The sequence below is a fragment of the Corynebacterium tuberculostearicum genome (assembly GCF_022347235.1).
GTDB classification, from domain to species: domain Bacteria; phylum Actinomycetota; class Actinomycetes; order Mycobacteriales; family Mycobacteriaceae; genus Corynebacterium; species Corynebacterium tuberculostearicum_F.
Window position 1 is genome coordinate 1 of record NZ_JAKRDX010000027.1, and the last position, 21,539, is coordinate 21,539.

The window sequence follows — 21,539 nt, forward strand, 5'->3', positions numbered from 1 at the left end:
GACGGAGACGGAGAAGGTGTGTAAGCCGTCGGAGTCTGAGGGTGGTCAGCCGTCTGAGCCGGTGGAGCCTACTCCTGGTGATGATGGTGTGGTTACGGTGACGACGACTGTTGTTGATCCTAACGATCCAAACTGTCCGTCTGGAGGAGGCGATGAGCCTACCCCTGCGCCCTCCGAAGACCCAGACCCAACTCCGACCAATCCGGATAAATCTTCCAAGTCCTCTTTGGGCTGGCTCCTGGTTCCATTGATTCCGCTGTTGTCGAGCGGTAAGAGCTCAGCGGTGCCATCCGGTAAGCCTGTCCCGCATAGCTCGGTTCCATCTACGGATGAGAAGCGCTTGGAAGAAAAGCCCCAGAAGGAAGCTGATAACGTGCTTGAGGATACTCACCAAGACGGCGAGACTAATCCTCACGGGCCGACGGAAAAGGCGCCACTAGTGGCAAAGCCTACCTCTACCCAAGGTACTCCTACCGCCCACACTGAACGATTCACTGGGTTGGCCAATACTGGTGCCTCGGTACTCGGACTGGTCCTTTGTGGCCTTGCTGCACTTGCAGCTGGTCTATTCCTAGTTCGAAGGAATCGTAAATCTACTGAGAGCTAGTGAAGCTCGGCGGATAGCTCCCTAGTAGCCTAAACCGCGTCTTAAGCCGCTCAATACGAGTTGCTTGAGACGCGGTTTATTTCATTGAAAGGTGGTCCCAGAACGCAAGTCTCTCGGACAGTGCAGGAAAATCACTTCTCTGAAGGAAAAGATTTCGTTGTCGCCAAGTAGTCAGGTCAGGAACCGTAACCAGCCTTTAGGGCTTTCACCGCTAGTTCAAGACGGGATTTAGCATGGAATTCACTGAGCAAGGTAGATACGTATTTCTTCACCGTGCCCGGTGCGTAGTGCGTGCTCTTGGCAATTTCTTCATTGGACTTGCCTTGGCAGACTAGGTCTAGAACCTGCTCTAAAGCAGGCGAGATATGATGATTGTCTTTAAACTTCGCGGTCGATGCTGCTGCATTAGCGTCGGCGCCCGTGGTGCTCCAATCAGGAAGCTGCTCAAAAAGGCGGGTAAGGGATTGCGGGGTGACAACCGTGCCGCCGCGTACAGCCTCACGCACGGTATCCAAGATGTAGACCGGTTTGGAGCTTTTCAGAATATAGGCCGCGGCCTTATTGGACATGACCTCTTTGAGGGTCTCGTCATTGTCCATCGCGGTCATCGCAACAAAGACCGGTGGGTCTTCCAGCTTGTTAACCTCACGCAAGAGGGTCGTGCCATCCATCTCGGGCATATGGATGTCCGCGACAATGACGTCAAAGTCCTGCTCTTGCAAAAGCTCGAGGGCGACCTTGCCATTTTCTGCGGTGGCGCGCACCTCCATGTCCTCAGCCGAGGCGAAGTAGCGCCCTAAGGCTTCAAGGACAAGTGGGTCGTCATCGACGACCAAGAGGGATATTTTTACTTCACGCACCATGGAGCCGGGCAACCAAATGCAATATCGACGGGAGATGCGTATGCCGTAGTCTTTGGCAGCTCACCAAGGGTAAGGCCGGCGCCGAAGATGGAAGAAGACAACATGAGTGGGGCGAGAAGACTTGCGAGTGCGGCCTGCATTAAGGCGCTCCTTTTTGTTTGTGAAAGATTGAATAGGCAGAAACAAGCGAAAGCTTAGTGTAAGAATTAAGCCTTTGCTATACAACGTGGTGGAACTAACGCCGCTTATGGGCGCTGGGCGGCAGAAATAGATTCAACTCCCATTTTCCAGACTCCAAATCCGTGTCCAATCGCGCGTCCATCGTGGCTGCAATCCGGTTCATAGAGGACATACCAATGCCGGAGGACATTTCGGTGTTCTTGCTTGTTGGTTTAGCTACGGGATTAGTGATGGTAATGACCGTCCAGCCCATATGCGGTCGAACGGAAATTACAATCTCCGCCCCTGGTGGAGAATACTTCACCGCGTTTAGGCAGGCTTCTGTGGTGATGGCTGCGATGGGTTCCAGAATTTCTTGGGGAAATTCTGGCGCAAACTCTTCGCCCTTGACCTCAACAACGGGTGATCGATTGAGGCGGGAAAGGCGTTCCTCTTCCTCTGAAATGAGCTGGGCAAAGCTTGTTGGCTTCGTGGTTGAACCAAAACTCATGCCGTCGTTAACCCCATCGATATTATTCCGCAGGACCTTGGTCAGTGCCCGAACTTCCGACATGGAAGAGCGCATGGAATCGCTGAGCTCATCGAGTCTCTTCGCTAGCTCTGGATGCTTGGAATATTCAAGGCTCAGGGCTTCTAGCTGCATGGTGTTTACCGTTAGGTTAGAAACAACCGAGTTGTGCAAGGTTTCGGCGAGGTCGGTTTGTCGGCGCTTCACGTCATCGTTCCACTCCACCATGGCAGATCTATATCGGTTTGCAGAGTGGGCGAAGGTCGCTCCAATTACGCCACCGACGCCAATTAGCATTCCCCAAGTGAAAGCTGGGGCAGGGTGGATACTTAGTTCAAGCGTTTCGGGATCAATGAGCCCGCAAATCCATAGGAGTAGGCCGACAGCAATTGTGTGGCTATGTTTGCCGTGGTAAGCAACTACCGCTAGGAAAATCGGAGCTAGGAACACCGAACAGATAAAAGGGGTTCTTGTAAGAAATGTAGCGATTAGCCACACGGCAACAAAGGTACCGGCCATTCCCAAAGGCCAGCGAAAGCCTGAAGTAGTTATCACTGTGAGAACTAATCCAAGAATGGCTGCCGATAACTGGTGTTCTGTGGGGGTAAGGAATGCGCCTAGCAGGGTAAGGACAACGCAAAAGAAGGCCGTAATGGCTGCTGTTCGCTGCAGGGTCATGGCCGCGCGGATGCGTTGGTGAAGGGGCAGCTGTGAAGGTTTCGACACGGTACGGTCCACGCTTCCTGGATGCTAAGGCTCAATGGGTTTTATCTCCCTAGTGTAGGTACAGCGAACGTGAAACAGCGATTGAAAACAGCGAAACCCCCGCACCTTCGTGCGCGGTTCCTTGTGGTGGGTTCCGAGCGGAGGAAGAAGGTGAGGGGGTTTAGCTGGTCTTCATGAAGGAGTACAGAAGGCTAATTACTTAGCTTCTGCGGCAGCCTCTGCGTCATCCTTGGAGGACAGGCCCTCGAATACGGAGGACAGGCCCTCGGAGTCGGTGTTGGACTCGGAGGAAGCCTCGATGAGGCCCTTGATGCCCTTGATGAGTGCCTCGAAGTCGATGGCGGAGCTGAGGTCTGCGAGGGTATCGAACATACACATTCCTTTCGGATCGGCGGAGTAAAACTACAATCTCTCTCTGGGGGTAGCAGCTCTTAACTGCTGTGATTCCTAGTATGCGGTAGCAGGGGCGGGCTGCCAATCCTCTTTTGGATCCTTTCTGAGGTGACTTTTGGATCCTCTTAAGGTTATGTAAGGAGCTCCGTTTGGGTATGGGGCAGTGTTGGGTGAAGGGGGTGATCGTGTGGAGGGTAGGGGGTGGGCGTCGACAAGAGCGCCGCTGAGCTGCACAAAAGGAAAGTTTAGAAGAAAAATTGAGTCGCGGGGAATAACTTTTGTAGGCTACCTGTTGTAGAGATTGAGTGACACGGACTCAAGGTTGTGTGACCGGACGTAGAAGTTCTGTTACAGTAGCGCTCGGACGCAACGAGAAGTTGAGTCACTGACAGTCAACTTTATTAATTACCTCAAGATAAAAGGAGAAGAAATCATGGGACGCGCAGTAGGTATTGACCTTGGTACGACGAACTCCGTCGTTTCCGTACTGGAGGGTGGCGAGTCCACCGTTATCGCTAACTCTGAGGGCTCCCGCACCACGCCTTCCGTCGTTGCTTTTGCAAAGAACGGCGAAATCCTGGTCGGCCAGTCCGCTAAGAACCAGGCGGTAACCAATGTTGACCGCACCATTCGCTCCGTCAAGCGCCACATCGGTACCGACTGGAAGATCAACATTGATGATAAGGATTACACCTCCCAGGAGATTTCCGCTCGCACTCTGATGAAGCTGAAGCGCGACGCAGAGGCTTACCTCGGTGAGGATGTTACTGACGCCGTTATTACCGTTCCTGCGTACTTCGAGGACGCACAGCGCCAGGCCACCAAGGAAGCTGGCCAGATTGCAGGCCTGAACGTGCTGCGTATCGTTAACGAGCCAACCGCAGCTGCTTTGGCTTATGGCCTGGAAAAGGGCGAGCAGGAGCAGACCATCCTGGTATTCGACCTGGGTGGCGGCACCTTCGACGTCTCCTTGCTGGAAATCGGCGATGGCGTCGTTGAGGTTATGGCCACCGCCGGCGATAACGAGCTGGGTGGCGATGACTGGGATCAGCGCATCGTCGACTGGCTGGTAGACCGCTTTAAGACCTCCCAGGGCGTTGACCTGACCAAGGATAAGCGCGCCGTGCAGCGTCTGCGCGAGGCTGCAGAGAAGGCCAAGATTGAGCTGTCCTCCTCCCAGCAGGCCAACATTAACCTGCCGTACATCACCGTTGACTCCGACAAGAACCCGCTGTTCTTGGATGAGACCCTGACCCGCACTGAGTTCCAGAAGATCACCCAGGATCTGCTGGACCGCACCAAGGCTCCGTTCAACCAGGTCATCAAGGACGCTGATCTTTCCGTCGGCGATATCGACCACGTTGTTCTCGTTGGCGGTTCCACCCGTATGCCAGCCGTATCCGACCTGGTTAAGGAACTGACCGGCAAGGATGCCAACAAGGGCGTTAACCCGGACGAGGTTGTTGCAGTCGGCGCTGCCCTGCAGGCAGGCGTGCTGCGCGGCGAGGTTAAGGACGTGCTGCTTCTCGACGTCACCCCGCTGTCCCTCGGCATTGAGACCAAGGGTGGCGTGATGACTAAGCTCATCGAGCGCAACACCACCATCCCGACCAAGAAGTCCGAGACCTTCACCACCGCGGAAGACAACCAGCCTTCCGTACAGATTCAGGTCTTCCAGGGCGAGCGCGAGATGGCTACCGCCAACAAGCTGCTCGGCTCCTTCGAGCTCGGTGGTATTGCTCCGGCACCGCGCGGTGTTCCGCAGATTGAGGTCACCTTCGATATCGATGCCAACGGCATCGTCCACGTGACCGCAAAGGACAAGGGCACCGGCAAGGAGAACACCATCAAGATTCAGGATGGTTCCGGCCTGTCCCAGGAAGAGATCGACCGCATGGTCAAGGATGCTGAGCAGCACGCTGAAGAGGACAAGAAGCGCCGCGAGGAGCAGGAGCTGCGCAATAACGCAGAGTCCACCTCCTACCAGACCCGCAAGTTCTTGGATGACAACGCTGACAAGGTATCCGAGGATGTTAAGACCAAGGTCACCGAGGCTGCTGACGCCGTTGATGAGGCTCTAAAGGGCGATGACCTCGAGGCCATCAAGTCCGCAGTGGAGAAGCTGTCCACCGAATCCCAGGAGATGGGCAAGCAGATCTACGAGGCACAGGCTGCTGAGGCAGGCGCTGAGGGCGCTGCCGATGCAGGCGCTGCGCAGGGTGACCCGAACGTCGTCGACGCTGAGGTCGTTGACGAGGACGAGAACAAGGATGGCAACAAGTAATGACTCAGGACAGCGGAATGCCGCACAACCCAGGCGACCCGGAAAACACGGATCCGGAGGCTACCTCGGCTGACCGCGCTGAGGCTGCTGCCGAGCAGGCCGAGGAGGCCCAGGCTGCGCAGGAAGCGCAGGCTGACGCCACCGAAGAAGCCGAGCTGGATCCCACCCTCGATGCTGACCTCGAAGAAGCGCTGGCAGATGTCAACGCTGATGAGGTAGAAGCCGAAGCAGCGGGTGAGGAGCCCGCAGGCACCGGCGCCAGCGATGTGGAAGCACAGTTGGCAGAACGCACGGAAGACCTGCAGCGTCTGAATGCGGAATACACCAACTACCGCCGCCGCACCGAGCGCGACCGCCAGGCCGTAATCGAGACCGCCAAGGCCAAGGTCATCGCAGATATGCTGCCTGTCCTTGATGACCTGGAACTGGCTCGTGAACACGGCGACTTGGAAGGCCCGCTCAAGGCGTTTGCGGATAAGTTCTACAGCACGCTGGAAAAGCACGACCTCGCTGCCTTTGGTGAGGAAGGCGATGCCTTCGACCCTGAGGTCCACGAAGCCGTGCAGGACTTGTCCTCCGGCGATGAGCAGGTGCTTGGTACCGTGCTGCGGAAGGGCTACCGCGTAGGCGACAGGCTCGTGCGCAATGCCATGGTCATCATCGCGGACCCCAGCGATGAGTCCGGCAGCTCGGAAGATTCCGAGTAAATAACATAAAGGGCGCCCTGGGAATTGATAAGTGACCTTCCCGCGGCGCCCTTTTACTTAACTTGTATCGATTCTCTTTGAAAGGAGGAGATGCCCAGTGAGCGCTAAACCCGAATGGGCAGACAAAGATTACTATGCGGATCTGGGGGTCTCCTCGTCCGCAGACCAGAACGAGATTAAGCGTGCTTACCGCAAGCTAGCGCGCGAAAATCACCCCGATACCCACCCGGACGACCCCGCGGCAGCGGAAAGGTTCAAGAAGGTTGCGGAAGCCTACGACGTGCTTTCCGACGCCGCCGAGCGCAAGGAATACGACCAGTTCAAGGCCATGCTCCGCAATGGAGGCGGCTTTGGACGGATGGGAGGCGCCGGATTTCCCGGCGGGTTTCGATCCACGCGCATGGGTGGACAAGGTGCGCAAGAATTCGACCTCTCGGACCTCTTCGGAGGATCCGCTGGAGGATCGGCTCAAGGCGGCGGTGTTGGGGATATCTTCGGTAGCGTTTTCAACCGCGGCGGTAGTGCTGGCCACTCAGCTAAACCGTCGCGGGGGGCCGACGTCGAAACGGAAATAACCCTCGACTTCCGCGAGGCCGCTAAGGGAACCACCATTCCCCTGGCACTCAGCGGCAATGCGCCGTGCACCACGTGCCACGGCTCGGGTTCCGCTTCCGGCAAGACCTCTACCTGTGGCACCTGCAGTGGTACCGGTTTTACCTCGGAGAACCGCGGCGCTTTCGGTTTCTCTGCCCCGTGTCAGGACTGCGATGGTACCGGCCGGCGCATCACGGATCCGTGCAAGGATTGCCACGGCACCGGCACGGTTCACCGCACCCGCAATATCACCGTGCGCATCCCCGCCGGCGTCATCGATGGGCAAAAGGTCCGCCTCGCCGGTCAGGGCGAAGCAGGTCCCAACGGCACCCCGGCCGGTGACCTCTTCGTAGCGGTGACTGTAAAGCCGGACAAGGTCTTTACTCGCGAGGGCGATGACCTCCATGTCACCGTTCCGGTGTCCTTCACGGAGCTGGCCTTGGGCGATACCATCGCGGTTCCAACTTTGGATAACCCGGTGCGCGTGAAGATCCCCGCTGGTACGCCGGATGGACGAACGTTGAGGGTGCGCGGAAGGGGCATCGTCAAGCGCGGTGGCAACTCCGGCGATCTGCTGGTTACCGTGCAGGTCACCGTGCCCACCAAGCTCGATGCCGCTGCCTCCAGCGCCCTGCGCACCTATGCTCAAGCGGAAAAGGACTCCGGTTTCAACCCGCGTGCGGGTTGGGCCGGCGCCGAGAATGCTTAAGGCAGGAGGTGTGTTAAGAAATGAGCACTGGAAAGGCAGAAGATTCCGGTACCGCGGTCTACGTCATCTCCGTAGCTGCGGAACTCTCCGGAATGCACGCCCAAACCCTGCGCACCTATGACCGCATGGGCTTGGTCTCCCCGGCCCGCACTCGTGGCGGTGGCCGCCGCTACTCCGACCGGGACATCGAGCTGCTGCGCAAGATTCAGGCGCTGTCCCAAGACGATGGCGTCAACCTTGCCGGCATCAAGTCCATCATTGAGTTGACCGAGGAACGCGATCAACTCGAGGCGGAGCGCGACGCTTTAGCTGAAGAGGTCCGGGCCCTGCGTGAGCAGGCCGCTGGACGTCGCTCGCAGCGCAGTGGTGAGCTTGTCCATGTACCACGGTCCACTTCCGTGGTGATGTGGAGCCCGCGCACCGCGCGTGAGCGCAAGCGTTCCCGCGGCCGTGGATACGGCCAAGACTAACTCTCGCTCTGCAGACGAGTACACCCAACCCCGCAACCAGCTTTCCCGCTGGGTGCGGGGTTTTCTTCTACTCGCGTACTCGCGGCGGAATGTGAATATTTGCAAAGTGGGCAACCGTAATCAGTGCGCATTGCAAAGTTTCGGGTTAGGATGACTAGCGAACGGGTGATGTGCAACACATCAGTAATAAATAGTGCTGTACAACACCACCGCCTGTAAATTTCTCCAGGAAAGGACATGTACCATGACCCTGTATGCAGCCCCCGGAACCGAAGGCTCCATCGTTGACTACCGCGAACGCTATGACAACTACATCGGCGGCCAATGGGTGGCGCCCGTCGATGGTGAATACATGGACAACATCAGTCCGGTAAACGGCGAGGTATTTTGCCAGGTAGCTCGCGGCAAAGAAGCCGATATCAACTTGGCTATCGATGCCGCGGAAAAGGCCTTCGAAACCTTCGGTAAAACCACCCCGGCCGAGCGTGCGTTGCTCCTGCATCGCATTGCGGACCGCATCGAGGAAAATCTGGAAAAGATTGCGGTCGCGGAAACTTGGGAGAATGGCAAGGCCGTACGCGAAACGCTGGCCGCTGATATTCCGCTGGCCGTGGATCACTTCCGCTACTTCGCTGGCGCCATCCGCGCCCAGGAGGGCCGCCTGTCCCAGCTCAACCAGGATACCGTGGCCTATCACTACCATGAGCCGCTCGGCGTCGTAGGCCAGATTATCCCGTGGAATTTCCCGTTGCTCATGGCCGCTTGGAAGATCGCGCCCGCACTGGCTGCAGGTAACTGCATTGTTATGAAGCCGGCTGAGCAAACCCCAGCATCCATCCTGCTGCTCATCGATATCATCGGTGATCTTCTTCCTGACGGCGTGCTTAATATCGTCAATGGCCTGGGAGATGAAGCCGGTGCGGCACTATCCGGTTCGGACCGCATTGCCAAAATCGCCTTCACCGGATCTACCCCTGTGGGCAAGATCATCAACAAGGCTGCCGCTGACAAGGTAATCCCCGTTACCTTGGAGCTGGGTGGTAAATCCCCGTCCCTCTTCTTCAAAGACATCATGGATGAAGACGATTCCTACCTGGAAAAGTGCGTAGAGGGCTTTGTCATGTTTGCCCTTAACCAAGGCGAGGTCTGCACGTGCCCATCGCGCGCGCTGGTGCATGAAGACATTGCGGATAAGTTCTTGGAACTGGCCGTTGAGCGCGTCAAGAAGATTAAGATTGGACACCCGCTTGATACGGAAACCATGATGGGCGCGCAGGCCTCCCAGGAGCAGATGGACAAGATCAAGCAGTACCTGGAGATTGGTCCGCAAGAAGGTGCGGAGACTCTTGTTGGCGGCCACGTGAACAAGGTGGAAGGTCTAGAAAAGGGCTACTACATTGAGCCCACCGTGTTTAGGGGAAATAACGACATGCGCATCTTCCAAGAAGAGATCTTTGGCCCGGTGCTCTCCGTAGCTACGTTCAAGGACTATGACGAGGCGATCGAAATCGCTAACGCCACCAACTTCGGCCTTGGTGCCGGCGTGTGGTCGCGTAGCCAAAACATCTGCTACCGTGCAGGCCGCGATATCCAGGCTGGCCGCGTGTGGGTCAATCACTACCATGACTACCCAGCGCACAGCGCCTTTGGCGGCTACAAGGAGTCTGGCCTTGGCCGTGAGAACCACTTGATGATGCTGGGCCATTATCAGGAGACTAAGAATATGTTGGTCTCCTACTCGGACCAGCCGGCTGGTCTGTTCTAAGGCCTTACCCCTCGGACTAGTTCGCGCGTGCCACGTGGCCTAGGCCACGCAAGAACCGTGGGTCCTCCCAATAGGAGCCATGATCGCCAGGGAGGCCATCCGCACCGGGAAGGGGAGTGGCGCCAAAGGCATCAATGGTGGGATCGGGGCCATGGATGCCGCCGTTAGGCCCCGTCGCAATAGCGATGGGGTCGTTGGCGTTTGTGGCCGCCCAGATGCGGCCATGCAGTTCTGAGGCGTGACCGGCGCCGGTGCCAGGGCTGCCGACGAGCACTACGTCCTCAGCAATTCTTTCCTGCTGTGCGGCATGCCCAGTGACAACAGAACCATAGGAGTATCCCACAACGGTGCGCTTGGCCTGCGGATAACGTGTACCGAGCGAACGCTGAAACCGGGCGAGTTCTTGACTGGCAGTGCGCGCGGGAGTGGCGTGAACCGCACGGGGCAGGGAGGATGGCGCCTGGTAGCCTAACCACACCACCGCCGGCCCGCCGCTGGCCTTGGCTAGATTGCGGCCGCGGTCCACCGCGCGCTGCCAGGTTTCTGGATCGGAAGAGTGAACACCTTCCACAAAGGTGGTAAGCGATGCCGGCGTAGTCCGGAAGCCGCCGGGGTCCACCATGGCTACGAGCCGTCCGTCGCTAGTTTCTAGGACTCGCATATCTGGGTTCTGCGCGGCTAGCTGAGATACGTGCTCGCTGGCGTGGGCAAGATTTATCTCGTGGACGGTATCTACTGGAAGATCGGAGAAGTCTTCCAAGCGAACGGGTGGAGCCACCCCGGCAGGCGTACATAGGGCATCGATTTCTTGGGAGCAGAGCCAGTCGAGGGAATCGCCCAGCGCCCGCACCTGATTCAACAACAGCCCAGCCGTGCTGGCAGCTACCCCGCTGCGCTCATCTACTTGTCCCAGAAATGCAATGATGCGGTCCTCAAGTTCCTCGCGGCGGGCCTGCAGGCTGGCGTGGAGTTCAAGGGTGGTGGCAACCTCCTCCATCTGGTGCAGCGGTTGTGCGAGCCAGTCGGTGTAGCTTGCCAAACTGGCGCGCGCGGCCTCGCCGGCGGGTCCACCCAGTGATAGGTCGCGCCAATCCTGGTGCGCATCTATAAGCCGAAAGCGCAGTTCAGCGTGTTCGCTATGCAAGATACTGGCGCCATGTCTTAAAGCCACGGATAGGGTCATCGCGCATCTCCCAATGCCTGGCCCAGGTGGGAATCCACCCCGGCGGCAGTGTTGAGGAAGGCCTCAATGGAGCGCAATTGCTCGGCCGTGGCGTCCTCCGTTGCGGCCACGGCGCTGGACCAGGTGGCACGGGCTCGCTCTAGTGCGGCCGCGGTGCGGCAGGCGGTATCGAGCGTGGCCGTCGGCGGTGGCAGCGGAGGACGCGACATGAGGGAGCGGACGAAATCGGGCAGGTGCGTGGGAATTTCTACATAACTCATGCCCCTAAGCCTGAAGGACTACACAACGCCGCGCTAGGGGTAAAGGCGCAGCCTGTGGATAACTCCGCCCTGCTTCATTATTTTGGGAGGCATGAAGGTAGCAGCAGTGCAGTTAACGTCCACCGGTAATATCACCGAAAACCAGGAACTGGCCCTTGCCAAGATCCGTGAGGCGGCCGGAAACGGAGCGCGGCTAATCGTGCTGCCGGAGGCCACGGCGCAGAATTTCCGCTCCGGGCGCCTTGATGAGCAGGCGCAGACGCTCGAAGGCCCGTTCGCCACGGCGATCCAAGCGCTCGCAGAGGAGCTCGAGGTTACCGTCGTCGCCGGCATGTTCTGCCCGGCCGATACCGTGGAGCGCGAGGGCAAGACCATTAATCGCGTGACCAATACGGCGCTCATAGCAGGTCCTGGTGTGCTGGGCGGCTACGACAAGACCCATACCTATGATGCCTTTGACTACCGCGAATCGGATACGGTCTTGGCCGGCGAATCGCTCGTAGCCTTCGATGTGGATGACCTTATTGTGGGCGTAGCCACCTGCTATGACATCCGTTTCCCGGAGCAGTTTAAGGAGCTGGCCAGCCAGGGCGCGCAGCTCATTGTTGTGCCCACGAGCTGGGCGGACGGCCCCGGAAAGCTGGAGCAGTGGCGCCTGCTCACGGCCGCGCGTGCCTTGGACTCCACCAGCTATATCCTCGCAGCCGGCCAATCGCGCCCAGGCGGTGACGCTGAGGCGGGCAATCCTTCCGGACCAACGGGCATTGGCCATTCCACCATCGTCGATCCGAATGGCGTGCGCATCGCCGAGGCCGGCTATGAGGATGACATCCTCTATGCCGACATCGATCCGAATGAGGTAGCGAAAACCCGCCGCGCCCTGCCGGTTGTGCCCACTGCGGACTAGGCCAGCGCCGCGTAGTCTTCCGGCTGCCAGCGCCCGTCGCGGCCCCAGCTAAGGACGTCGATCTGCTGCTTGCCGACGCCCCTTTGAACCAACCTTTCCGCACCTTCCACAACCTCGTCGGCCGGTCCGACGAGTAGGAAGCGCGGGGGAGTGCCTGTGGATAACTCCACTTCGTTGACTACTACATCGGTCGGTTCCCCGGAGACTACATAGTCGGCGCCGGGCGCCAATTCGCGGGCATTGAGCAACCACGGGTCTTGTTCTTCCCGCACGATGCGGCGCACTGGGACGCCGAGGGCTGCCAGGTTCTGCTGGAAGTAGGTGTCATAGTTGGCGCCGGGGCTGCCCGCCACGGCAAAGAGGCGCGGTACTCGGCTGCGGTCTTTATCGCCCAGTGCGGCGAGCGCCGCGCAGCGGGCCGTGGCCCAGCCGGTGCCGTAGGCAATGATCACGAGTTCACCCGCGTCCGCGTTTTGGAGGCTAATGCCGCCGGCGGGCTGGCCCAAGGTCCACCAGTCTCCGGGCTGCGCGTGCGCGAGGGACCGGGACGCCTCGCCCGCGGTGGTGATGTGAAAGACCACCTGGCCGGTTCCGTCGCTCGGCTGCGCAGGGGTGAGCATCCGCCATTGTCCCGGCAAGTACTGCGTGGTCACCGGAAAGTGCTGCCCCGGTTGATAGGGCACAGCCAAGCCAGCCTCCACGCGGATGATGGACGTCTCGCGAGTGGGGTGATCCACCGCCACCACTTGCGCCGAGTGCGCCGGTGCCTCGCCGGCGGCGTCGGACTCCCGTGCGGCGCCGGCCATCGTGGTACATACCTGGTGGATGACGTCACAGGCAAAGTTGTATTGATACTGCGTCAGCGCCAAAACCCGCAGGCCTGCTACGAGGGCATCATCGAAGCGGGAATAGATTTCGGCCGGAAACCCATGCCGACGGTGATCGCGGGCGAGCTGGGTGAGCTTTGCGGAGACGTCGGCAAGCAGGGGCTCCCCAGGCTCCGTATGCTCAATCACCCATGCCAGCGCAGGCACCATCGAAGTATGGGTATCGCGCATGGACAGCGCAAAAATCTGCCGGGATTCAGGTACCGCGTTAAAGAAATGCTCGTGCACCGCATCGCGGTACTCGTCTGCGTAATTTCGAAAATGCTCGCCCAATTCCCACATGTTTGACCATCCTAATAGTCAGCGCCCAACCGGGGGTCGAGCTACCTACTGAAAGCTGTAGCGGGGGTGAAAATGGGATCCTATGTTGTGGCTCACTTGGTGGCAGGTATTGTATTTTCTATCCGTCTGCCCTCTAACGGGGGCAAGCCGCCATAATTGCACAGCTAGAAAGGGTCCCCATGGAAGATTTTTCCGCTTATACGCTCATGCTGGATGTGGGCTGGATTTCTTTGCTCATGGTCATCGGCAATGTCCTGCGTCACCAGGTGAAGTTTATCTTCCAGGACCTGCTGCTGCCTGCCCCGATTACCGCCGGCCTCATCGGCCTGCTGGTAGGCCCAAACGTGCTGGGCTGGATCAACTTCTCCGATAATTTGGGTGACTACACCTCCATCCTCATCGCGGTGGTCTTTGCGTCTATGGCCTACTCCATGGAAGTGGGCGGCAACATGGGCAAGGGCGCGCGCAATATGTGGGGCTATTCCACCATGATGTTTACCGGCCAGTGGGGCCTGTTCATCGTGTTGGGCCTCTTCCTCTTTGCGCCGCTTTTCGATACCCCGAATTGGTTCGGCATGATGCTGCCCGTCGGCTTCACCGGCGGCTTCGGTACCGCCGCGGCCGTGGGTGGTGCGCTCGAGGGCGTGGGCGCCGATGCCGCCTCCTCGCTGGGCTTTACCTCCGCGACCGTCGGCACGCTGGCCGCAATCATCGGCGGCGTGATCGCCGGCAACTGGGGCATCCGCAAGGGCAAGGTCTCCCACGTGCCCAAGGAACTACCAGAAGAGCTGCGCCGCGGCTACATCAAAAACATCGATGAGCGCCCGTCGCTCGGCCGCGCTACCACCAACCCCTCCTCCATTGAGCCGCTCGCGTTGCACTTCGGCTTCATCATCCTGACCGTGATGACCGCCTACGGCATCAACCAGGGTTTGAGCAGCATCTGGGAGAATGTCTCCGTGCCGCTTTTTGCCATGTCCATGGTGGTGGGCCTAATCTTCCGCGCACTTATGAACTTCGTCGGCGCTGAGGACTACCTGGATAAGGACTCCATTTCCTCCATCTCCGGCGCGGCCACGGACTACCTCATTGCCTTCGGTGTGGCCGCCATCGTCCCGGCCGCCATTGCCTCCTACTGGCAGGCACTCCTCCTGCTCTTCGTCCTGGGCACCATCTTCTGCGTATTCTTCTTGCTGTGGTTCCCGGCCGAGTTCTTTGGTGAGCGCTGGATTGAGCGCGGCATCTTTGGCTGGGGCTGGGCCACCGCCACCGTGGCGACCGGCATCGCCATCCTCAAGATTGTGGATCCCAAGCTCAAGTCCGGCACGCTGTCCGAATACGGCATGGCCTATATCGGTTTCGGCCCGTTCGAAATCTCGTGGACCATCATCGCGCCCATGGCCGTCATGTACGGATTTACCGGCGCCTTCGGCGCCATTTCCTTGGCGATTTCCATCGGCGTCTACATTGCCTTCAAGTCCATGCGCCTTATGCCACCGCGCGGCACTATCTTCCAAGAGGGCATCGGCCATGTAGGACAGAAGCAGGCATAGCCGCGCTTGCCGACGCCCCCTCGGTCAAACTTAAAAAACTATGAGATTGGCCGCACTAAAGTTAAGAAAATAATTCGCCGGTGGGGCGTGATGAGAATACTCGCGGCCGTGACCTTGGCCTATCGGTCGCACTACCACCGTTAATATCGATGAGAAATGGCTTTCTCGAAAAGAGCATTCGATTGGGACTATCCCTGTACCTTAAATTTTGTTAGAATCAGCGGGTATCAATCTCTGTCTTGATGAGGAACTAAATGTACCAGTTGGATGGGGCTTCCAGGCGGGTGATCATCCTGGAAGCCGCTGTTTATGTAGCGGCCTGCGAAGGCGAGCGGGCCGTTGCCGTGGAATCTGTGGCGGACCAGGCTGGTCTCTCGCCACAGGCGGTGGCTGAGGAATTCGCCACCGGTGCCGACATGCTCGCGGAAATCCCCGCCTTCTTGGATCGTCGCATGTCTGAATACATGGTGGAAGCGGCGCGCCACCTGCCGGAGGATAATTCCGGCGGCGATGTTCTCATGCAGCTGGCAGAGGCCTATTTTGCCTACGCACAAGACGAGCCCGCCATCTATCACTATCTTTTTGAGCAATACGATGCCCTCGATGAGGAGCACGTTTGCCAATTCGCCAAGGGGGAAAAGTCGGGGACTCCGGGTGCGGACATGGCGCTGGACGTCGTCAAGCGCTTTGCCGAAGAGCAAGGTGCCGTCGTGGCCCACGACGGAGACATCTCTCCCCTGCAAATCGGCCGCATTACCTTGGCGTGTTGGTCGGTCATCCATGGCATGGGCCACTTGAGCGTGGTAGGTATCCTGCGCCTGCAACATGCCGTTATTCGCGCGGCCAACCTCAAGCAGGTCGATCGGCTCGTAGTCGATGCCCTGCAATATTGGTTTAAGAATAAGCAGATCCCACAGCGTCGCCCCATCATGAACGATGCCCGTGCCATCGTAGAAGGGGTCATGGGCAGCGAGCGCGAAAAGCCTTTCGTAGCTCCGGAAAACCTCGAGCAGATGGATCCGGAGGAGGCCAAGCGGGTCGTCATCGAGGCTTCCTTGCGCGTCGCCGGCCGCCGCGGTGTTGACCGCCGCTTCTTTGATCACGTGGCCGACAGGCTCGGAACTTCCAAGGATTTCCTGGCCACCATCGTGGACAATGACTTCGCGTTGCGCGAGGCGGCCGAAACCCTTACGACCATGGAGATGGCTCAGGTCTTCGAGGATTGTCTCGCCGCGCTTCCGGAGGACACCCCCACTGTAGACCAACTGCAGATTGTTGCGGCTGCCTATTTTAATTACGCGATGATGTACCCAGAGCGTTTCAGCTCCATTATCGCGCTGGCCAGCGGTTCCATCGTTCCGCACAATGGTGATGGCAGCTCGCACGAGGGCATGACCAAGAACTTCGCCATCATGATGGACCTGTTGCGCAAGTTTGTCATCGAGATGGGTATTACCCCTACCGACCAGCTGGTCTATATCAGCACGCTGGCCGTGTGGGCCGGCGCTAACGGCATTGCACACCTGTGCAGCATTGGCGATTTCAAGAGCTTCAATGAAGATCTCAAGTGGGCGCTTTTTGTCCAGGTAGTGACCGTATCCTTCTTCGCCATCGCCCATAGTCTGCAGATTCTGGGTCACGAAGATGAGGAGTTCAAGCAGGTTTAAGACCCCTGCGCAAAGTTGAGCGGACTACGCTCAAAAATATTTAGGTTGAGTGGAATAGGCTCAACTCTGGGTGCGTTGTGCTAAGTGAAGCCCTACAGTGGGTGAATAAAACTTAGAAGGAGCAACGCACACATGAACTCATTTAACCCCACCACTAAAACACAAGAGGCTTTGCAAGACGCCCTGCAAACCGCCTCCTCTAATGGCAACCCGGATATCCGCCCGGCCCATCTGCTGGCCGCTATCTTGAGCCAAGAAGGTGGCATTGCCGCCCCAGTTCTTAAGGCCACCGGCGTAGACCCGGATACCGTGCTCAAGGAAGCCCGCGAGCTCGTTGATTCCTATCCCAAGGCCGAGGGTGCCAATATGGCCAACCCGCAATTTAACCGCGATGGCCTTAACGTCCTGACCAAGTCGCAGGAGCTGGCCGGAGAGCTGGGGGATGAATTCGTCTCCACCGAGGTCCTCCTCGCCGCCATTGCCGGCTCAAAGACCGACGCCGCCGAGCTACTTACCGGCCGTGGTGCTACTTATGACGCCATCAAGGGTGCCTTCCCCTCCGTGCGCGGCGCTGCCAAGGTAACCTCCGAGAACCCAGAGGACCAGTTCCAGGCCCTAGAAAAGTACGCCACGGACCTCACCGCGCGCGCCCGCGAGGGAAAGATCGACCCGGTTATCGGCCGTGATCAGGAAATCCGCCGCGTGGTCCAGGTGCTTAGCCGCCGCACGAAGAATAACCCAGTGCTCATTGGCGAGCCCGGCGTGGGCAAGACCGCCATCGTGGAGGGCCTGGCCCGCCGCATCGTGGCTGGCGACGTCCCCGAGTCCCTCAAGGGCAAGACCCTCATCAGCCTGGATTTGGGCTCCATGGTCGCCGGCGCGAAGTACCGCGGCGAATTCGAGGAGCGCCTCAAGGCCGTGCTCGATGAGATTAAATCCTCCGAGGGCGAGATCATCACCTTCATCGACGAGCTGCACACCATCGTTGGCGCCGGCGCTACTGGCGACGGCTCCATGGACGCCGGCAACATGATTAAGCCCATGCTGGCCCGCGGCGAGCTGCGCTTGGTGGGCGCCACCACCCTGGACGAGTACCGCAAGTACATCGAAAAGGACGCCGCCCTCGAGCGCCGCTTCCAGCAGGTCTACGCCGCCGAGCCTTCCGTGGAAGACACCATCGGCATCCTGCGTGGTCTGAAGGAGCGCTACGAGGTGCACCACGGCGTGCGCATCATGGACTCCGCGCTGGTGTCGGCCGCCGAGCTATCCAACCGCTACATCACCAACCGTTTCCTGCCGGATAAGGCCATCGACCTCGTTGATGAAGCAGGCTCCCGCCTGCGCATGGAGATCGATTCCTCCCCGCAGGAAATCGACGAGCTCGAGCGCATCGTTCGCCGCATGGAGATCGAAGAGCTGGCGTTGAAGAAGGAATCTGACGCCGCCTCCCAGGATCGCCTGGCTACCCTGCAGGGTGAGCTCGCGGACCAGCGCGAGAAGCTCGGCGAGCTCAAGGCCCGCTGGGCCAACGAAAAGAAGGCCATCGATGATGTCCAAAACATCAAGGAAGAACTCGATGACCTGCGCCGCCAAGCCGAAATTGCCGAGCGTGACGGCGACCTCGCACTGGCCTCTGAGATCAACTACGGCAAGATTCCACCGCTGGAAAAGGATCTCGCGGCCGCGGAGGTCAAGGCCGCCGAGCAGCGCAATACGATGCTCGATGAGGAGGTAAGCCCAGACACCATCGCGGAGGTCGTTTCCGCCTGGACCGGCATCCCGGCCGGCAAGATGTTGCAGGGCGAGACCGAGAAGCTGCTCAACATGGAATCCGTGCTGGGCAACCGCGTGGTCGGCCAGAAGGAAGCTGTCACCGCGGTTTCGGACGCCGTTCGCCGCTCCCGTGCGGGCGTGGCCGACCCCAACCGCCCGACCGGTTCCTTCCTCTTCCTCGGCCCCACCGGTGTGGGCAAGACCGAGCTCGCGAAGGCCTTGGCGGACTTCCTCTTCGACGATGAATCCGCCATGGTGCGCATCGATATGTCCGAGTACGGCGAGAAGCACTCCGTCTCCCGCCTCGTCGGTGCCCCTCCGGGATACGTCGGCCACGAGGCCGGCGGCCAGCTCACCGAGGCTGTGCGCCGCCGCCCCTACACGCTCGTGCTTTTCGACGAGGTGGAAAAGGCTCACCCCGACGTCTTCGACGTCCTCCTGCAGGTCCTGGATGAAGGCCGGCTTACCGACGGCCAAGGACGCACCGTCGACTTCCGCAATACCGTCATCATCCTGACCTCCAACCTGGGCGCCGGCGGCACCCGCGAGGAGACCATGGACGCGGTGAAGAAGGCCTTCAAGCCCGAATTCATCAACCGCCTCGATGATGTGGTTATGTTCGAGCCCCTGTCGGAGGATCTCCTGCGCGGAATCGTCGACATCCAACTGCGCGGCCTGTCCGAGCGCCTCGACGCCCGCCGCCTGACCCTGCAGGTCTCGGATTCCGCCAAGTCCTGGCTGGCCGAGCGCGGCTACGACCCGGCCTATGGTGCCCGCCCGTTGCGCCGCACCATCCAGCAGGCCATTGGTGACAAGCTCGCCAAGAAGCTACTGGCCGGCGATATTGTCGATGGCGACACCGTCCACGTGGACGTCGCCGATGGCGGCGCCGAACTAGACATCGCCGCCCGCTAGTCGGCCGCGCAGCGCCCGCCGCGCCAAATCCTGCTCATGCCCCTAGACTCGGGGGCATGAGCATTTTGGTCTCCCCGCAAGAACTCCGCGAATCCATTTATCACGGCGAGCGTTTCACCCTCCTGGCCACCCACTGGCAGCCCCAGCTGCGCCAGAGCTACAACGAATTTACCTCCCTGCACATCCCGACGGCGCTGTTTAGCGATACCGCCAACTCCTTCGCCGGCCTGCCCGGCTCCCAGGTAGGCCGCAACCCGCTGCCGGATCCGGATAAGCTGCAGGAACACTTCCGCCAGTGGGGAATCCGCGAGGACCGTCCCGTCGTGGTCTATGACGAAGGCCGTGGCCTTTTCGCCGGCCGCGCCTGGTGGACCTTGCGCTGGGCCGGCCTGGACAACGTCCGCATCCTCGACGGCGGCTTGGCCAATTGGCGCCACCTGGGCTATACCACGCTGACCGGCCCCGGCAACTTCGCCGTCGGTGCCACCGCCGAGGTCAACCCCGGCCAGATGCCCGTGGCCACCATCGATGACGTGCGCAATCACGATGGCCTGCTCATCGATACCCGCACCCGCAACCGCTTCGCCGGCCGCCGCGAGAACCTCGACCTCAAGGCCGGCCACATCCCTGGCGCCGTCAATGTGCCGGAGCGCCTGTTCCACAACGATGGCCTGCGCACCTGGAAGTCTGCGGGCGAAATCCGCGAAGTGCTTTTCGACGCCGGCCTCACCCCCGACAACGTCCAAGGCGCCATCATCTACTCCGGTTCCGGCAACCACTCCGCCCTCGCCCTCGCCGCCATGGGAGACGCCGGCTTCACCGGCCTGCGCCACTATGTCGGCGGCTGGTCCCAGTGGTCCGCCAACCCCCACAACCCGGTGGAGCGCGGCGACCGCCTCACAGTCAACGGCTAACTGCCCCAGCCCGCCCCCTCGCCTTCGCCCTCAGCCTCGCGCGTCCGCGCGCCGAGCGCTGGGGGCTTGCTCGTTCCTACTACTATCGTGGGGTGATGGCTTTTCTAATCCTTGCTCTCGCGGTTCTTCTCGGCATTGCTGGCGGTGCCCTGCTGCTTTACGACGGCAAACAGCGCACCTCCACCCCTACACCCGCCACCGACGCGGACCCCAGCACCGCGGCTCCCACCCCCGCGGATCCCACTCCCGCGGACACCGAGCGCGCGGACGCCGAGCGCGCGGACGCCGCCCCCGCAGATCCCACTCCGACGGACTCCGCATCCACCGACGCCGCGCCCGAAAGCGTCGCCGCGGCCGAGCCTGCCGATTCGGCCACCCCAGCCACCGAAGCAGCTGCGCCAGCTCCCGCGCCGGAACCCGCTCCCGAGCCCGCGACCGAGACCCCGGCCCAGCAAGAACCTGAGCCAACCGACGAACCCGAGCCGGCCCCCGAGCACGAACCGACCCCCGAACCGGAGCACCGGCCGAGCCACGAGTCCGCGAGCGAGCACCCCGCGCCTTCCAAGCCACACGCACGCCACCGGCCGATCCTGCCAGGAACCATGCGCCGCGAGCGCCGCAATTGGGCGGAAGCCAAGGGATTTGAATTCATGAAGGCCGACCCTTACCTCGTAGACGAATGGACTAGGGGAGTGGCCTCCACGGGAGCGGCTCCCAAAGACATTGTCGCCGGCAATGTGTACGGCCACGAGATGCTGTTGATGGATATCGACGGCGTCAACGTCATGGCCATGCGCACCGGAGCGGCCTCCGACATGGTCGTGGATTTCCGTCGCTTCGACCGGGACGATGCGAAGACCTCCGAGGATCTGCTGTTGGCCATGACCATCGAGGGTTTCGATGTGTATTCCTCGGATAGCGCCGTGACCGAGCGCATGGTGGATGAGCGCGTCCACGTCGCCCTGCAGCAAATGCCCGAAGCCGTTACCGCACTCTGGATGGAAACGGAGTGGGTCCTGGCGCAGACCACGAAGCAGGCACGCTCCGCGGAATGGGACGCGATGCTGCCACCTCTCGCCCTGCTTGCCGACGCCGCCCGCGTCCTCCCCCCGCGTTCCTCGGCCACCCACGTGGTGCGCCTTGAGGAATTGGACCCAGCCCGCGAGATTCCCGCCCAGCCCATCGTCGAGGTCGTCGGCGGCGCGCCGGCCGCAGGCGCGCCCGAATTCGAGCGTCCCGTCATCCAGCGCCCGGAAGAGCCGTTGCAGATGCCGTCTCGGGCCTACTCTGAAACCCGCGGGCCAGTCGAGCACAGCGCCCTCGGCGGCGACGAAGTAGACGCCATTGCCGACGGCCGCGAGCGCCCCACCCCCGATTCCCACACCTGTCTCT

General features: G+C 60.2%; 19 protein-coding genes. 12 read left to right on the forward strand and 7 right to left on the reverse strand.

Annotated features, from left to right (window positions below; genetic code table 11):
* On the forward strand, nucleotides 1-607 hold a 607-nt coding region (locus tag MHK09_RS10910), incomplete at its 5' end, for an LPXTG cell wall anchor domain-containing protein (RefSeq protein ID WP_250413554.1).
* Nucleotides 608-783: 176 nt separating this feature from the next.
* Here the strand turns inward: MHK09_RS10910 and MHK09_RS10915 are convergent.
* From MHK09_RS10915 to MHK09_RS10930, 4 genes are all read right to left on the reverse strand, one after another.
* A complete protein-coding gene (locus MHK09_RS10915; RefSeq protein ID WP_250413555.1) occupies nucleotides 784-1,443 on the reverse strand; it encodes a response regulator transcription factor in 660 nt (219 codons plus the stop codon).
* A gap of 11 nt (nucleotides 1,444-1,454) precedes the next feature.
* A complete protein-coding gene (locus tag MHK09_RS10920; protein ID WP_250413556.1) occupies nucleotides 1,455-1,610 on the reverse strand; it encodes a hypothetical protein in 156 nt (51 codons plus the stop codon).
* A gap of 95 nt (nucleotides 1,611-1,705) precedes the next feature.
* On the reverse strand, nucleotides 1,706-2,896 hold the full coding sequence (locus MHK09_RS10925; RefSeq protein WP_250413557.1) for a sensor histidine kinase: 1,191 nt from the start codon (nucleotides 2,894-2,896) through the stop codon (nucleotides 1,706-1,708).
* A gap of 183 nt (nucleotides 2,897-3,079) precedes the next feature.
* On the reverse strand, nucleotides 3,080-3,256 hold the full coding sequence (locus tag MHK09_RS10930; protein ID WP_179387052.1) for a hypothetical protein: 177 nt from the start codon (nucleotides 3,254-3,256) through the stop codon (nucleotides 3,080-3,082).
* Between the two features lie 454 nt (nucleotides 3,257-3,710).
* Between MHK09_RS10930 and dnaK the strand changes: the two genes are divergently transcribed.
* The 5 genes from dnaK to exaC all read left to right on the forward strand — a co-directional run bounded on the left by dnaK (nucleotide 3,711) and on the right by exaC (nucleotide 9,806).
* Nucleotides 3,711-5,561: a molecular chaperone DnaK gene (gene dnaK / locus MHK09_RS10935; RefSeq protein WP_005325523.1), complete on the forward strand. Its 1,851-nt coding sequence runs from the start codon at nucleotides 3,711-3,713 to the stop codon at nucleotides 5,559-5,561.
* Nucleotides 5,561-6,268, forward strand: coding sequence for a nucleotide exchange factor GrpE (gene grpE / locus MHK09_RS10940; protein ID WP_005329345.1), 708 nt, complete (start codon nucleotides 5,561-5,563; stop codon nucleotides 6,266-6,268). Before dnaK ends, grpE begins: the two co-directional genes overlap by 1 nt.
* 97 nt (nucleotides 6,269-6,365) lie before the next feature.
* Complete coding sequence (gene dnaJ / locus MHK09_RS10945; protein ID WP_250413558.1) at nucleotides 6,366-7,571, forward strand: molecular chaperone DnaJ; 1,206 nt, start codon at nucleotides 6,366-6,368, stop codon at nucleotides 7,569-7,571.
* Between the two features lie 20 nt (nucleotides 7,572-7,591).
* Complete coding sequence (locus MHK09_RS10950; RefSeq protein ID WP_250413559.1) at nucleotides 7,592-8,041, forward strand: heat shock protein transcriptional repressor HspR; 450 nt, start codon at nucleotides 7,592-7,594, stop codon at nucleotides 8,039-8,041.
* A gap of 244 nt (nucleotides 8,042-8,285) precedes the next feature.
* Nucleotides 8,286-9,806 carry an acetaldehyde dehydrogenase ExaC gene (gene exaC, locus MHK09_RS10955; RefSeq protein WP_250413560.1) on the forward strand — a complete coding sequence of 507 codons (1,521 nt, stop codon included), beginning with the start codon at nucleotides 8,286-8,288 and terminating at the stop codon, nucleotides 9,804-9,806.
* 16 nt (nucleotides 9,807-9,822) lie between these two features.
* Here exaC and MHK09_RS10960 read toward each other — a convergent pair whose 3' ends face one another.
* On the reverse strand, nucleotides 9,823-10,950 hold the full coding sequence (locus MHK09_RS10960; RefSeq protein WP_250413561.1) for an alpha/beta hydrolase: 1,128 nt from the start codon (nucleotides 10,948-10,950) through the stop codon (nucleotides 9,823-9,825).
* 35 nt (nucleotides 10,951-10,985) lie between these two features.
* The gene (locus MHK09_RS10965) at nucleotides 10,986-11,249 is read right to left on the reverse strand and encodes a hypothetical protein (RefSeq protein WP_250413562.1); all 264 of its coding nucleotides are present in this window, start codon (nucleotides 11,247-11,249) and stop codon (nucleotides 10,986-10,988) included.
* 91 nt (nucleotides 11,250-11,340) lie between these two features.
* On the opposite strand from MHK09_RS10965, the gene MHK09_RS10970 reads away from it, so the two are divergent.
* On the forward strand, nucleotides 11,341-12,156 hold the full coding sequence (locus MHK09_RS10970) for a carbon-nitrogen hydrolase family protein (RefSeq protein ID WP_250413563.1): 816 nt from the start codon (nucleotides 11,341-11,343) through the stop codon (nucleotides 12,154-12,156).
* Here the strand turns inward: MHK09_RS10970 and MHK09_RS10975 are convergent.
* Complete coding sequence (locus tag MHK09_RS10975) at nucleotides 12,153-13,325, reverse strand: 2-polyprenylphenol hydroxylase (protein WP_250413564.1); 1,173 nt, start codon at nucleotides 13,323-13,325, stop codon at nucleotides 12,153-12,155. The two genes, MHK09_RS10970 and MHK09_RS10975, sit on opposite strands and share 4 nt — an antisense overlap.
* Nucleotides 13,326-13,504: 179 nt before the next feature.
* Here MHK09_RS10975 and MHK09_RS10980 point away from each other — a divergent pair, with 179 nt between their 5' ends.
* The 5 genes from MHK09_RS10980 to MHK09_RS11760 all read left to right on the forward strand — a co-directional run.
* Nucleotides 13,505-14,878, forward strand: coding sequence for a sodium/glutamate symporter (locus MHK09_RS10980; protein ID WP_005329337.1), 1,374 nt, complete (start codon nucleotides 13,505-13,507; stop codon nucleotides 14,876-14,878).
* A 254-nt stretch (nucleotides 14,879-15,132) separates the two neighbouring features.
* Complete coding sequence (locus tag MHK09_RS10985) at nucleotides 15,133-16,545, forward strand: TetR/AcrR family transcriptional regulator (RefSeq protein WP_250413565.1); 1,413 nt, start codon at nucleotides 15,133-15,135, stop codon at nucleotides 16,543-16,545.
* Between the two features lie 132 nt (nucleotides 16,546-16,677).
* Nucleotides 16,678-19,233, forward strand: coding sequence for an ATP-dependent chaperone ClpB (clpB, locus tag MHK09_RS10990; RefSeq protein WP_005329335.1), 2,556 nt, complete (start codon nucleotides 16,678-16,680; stop codon nucleotides 19,231-19,233).
* Nucleotides 19,234-19,289: 56 nt separating this feature from the next.
* Entirely contained in the window at nucleotides 19,290-20,147 is an 858-nt protein-coding gene (locus MHK09_RS10995; protein ID WP_250413566.1) for a sulfurtransferase, read from the forward strand.
* A 95-nt stretch (nucleotides 20,148-20,242) separates the two neighbouring features.
* The coding region (locus tag MHK09_RS11760) for a TtfA family protein (protein ID WP_494546142.1) at nucleotides 20,243-21,539 on the forward strand (1,297 nt) is incomplete at its 3' end.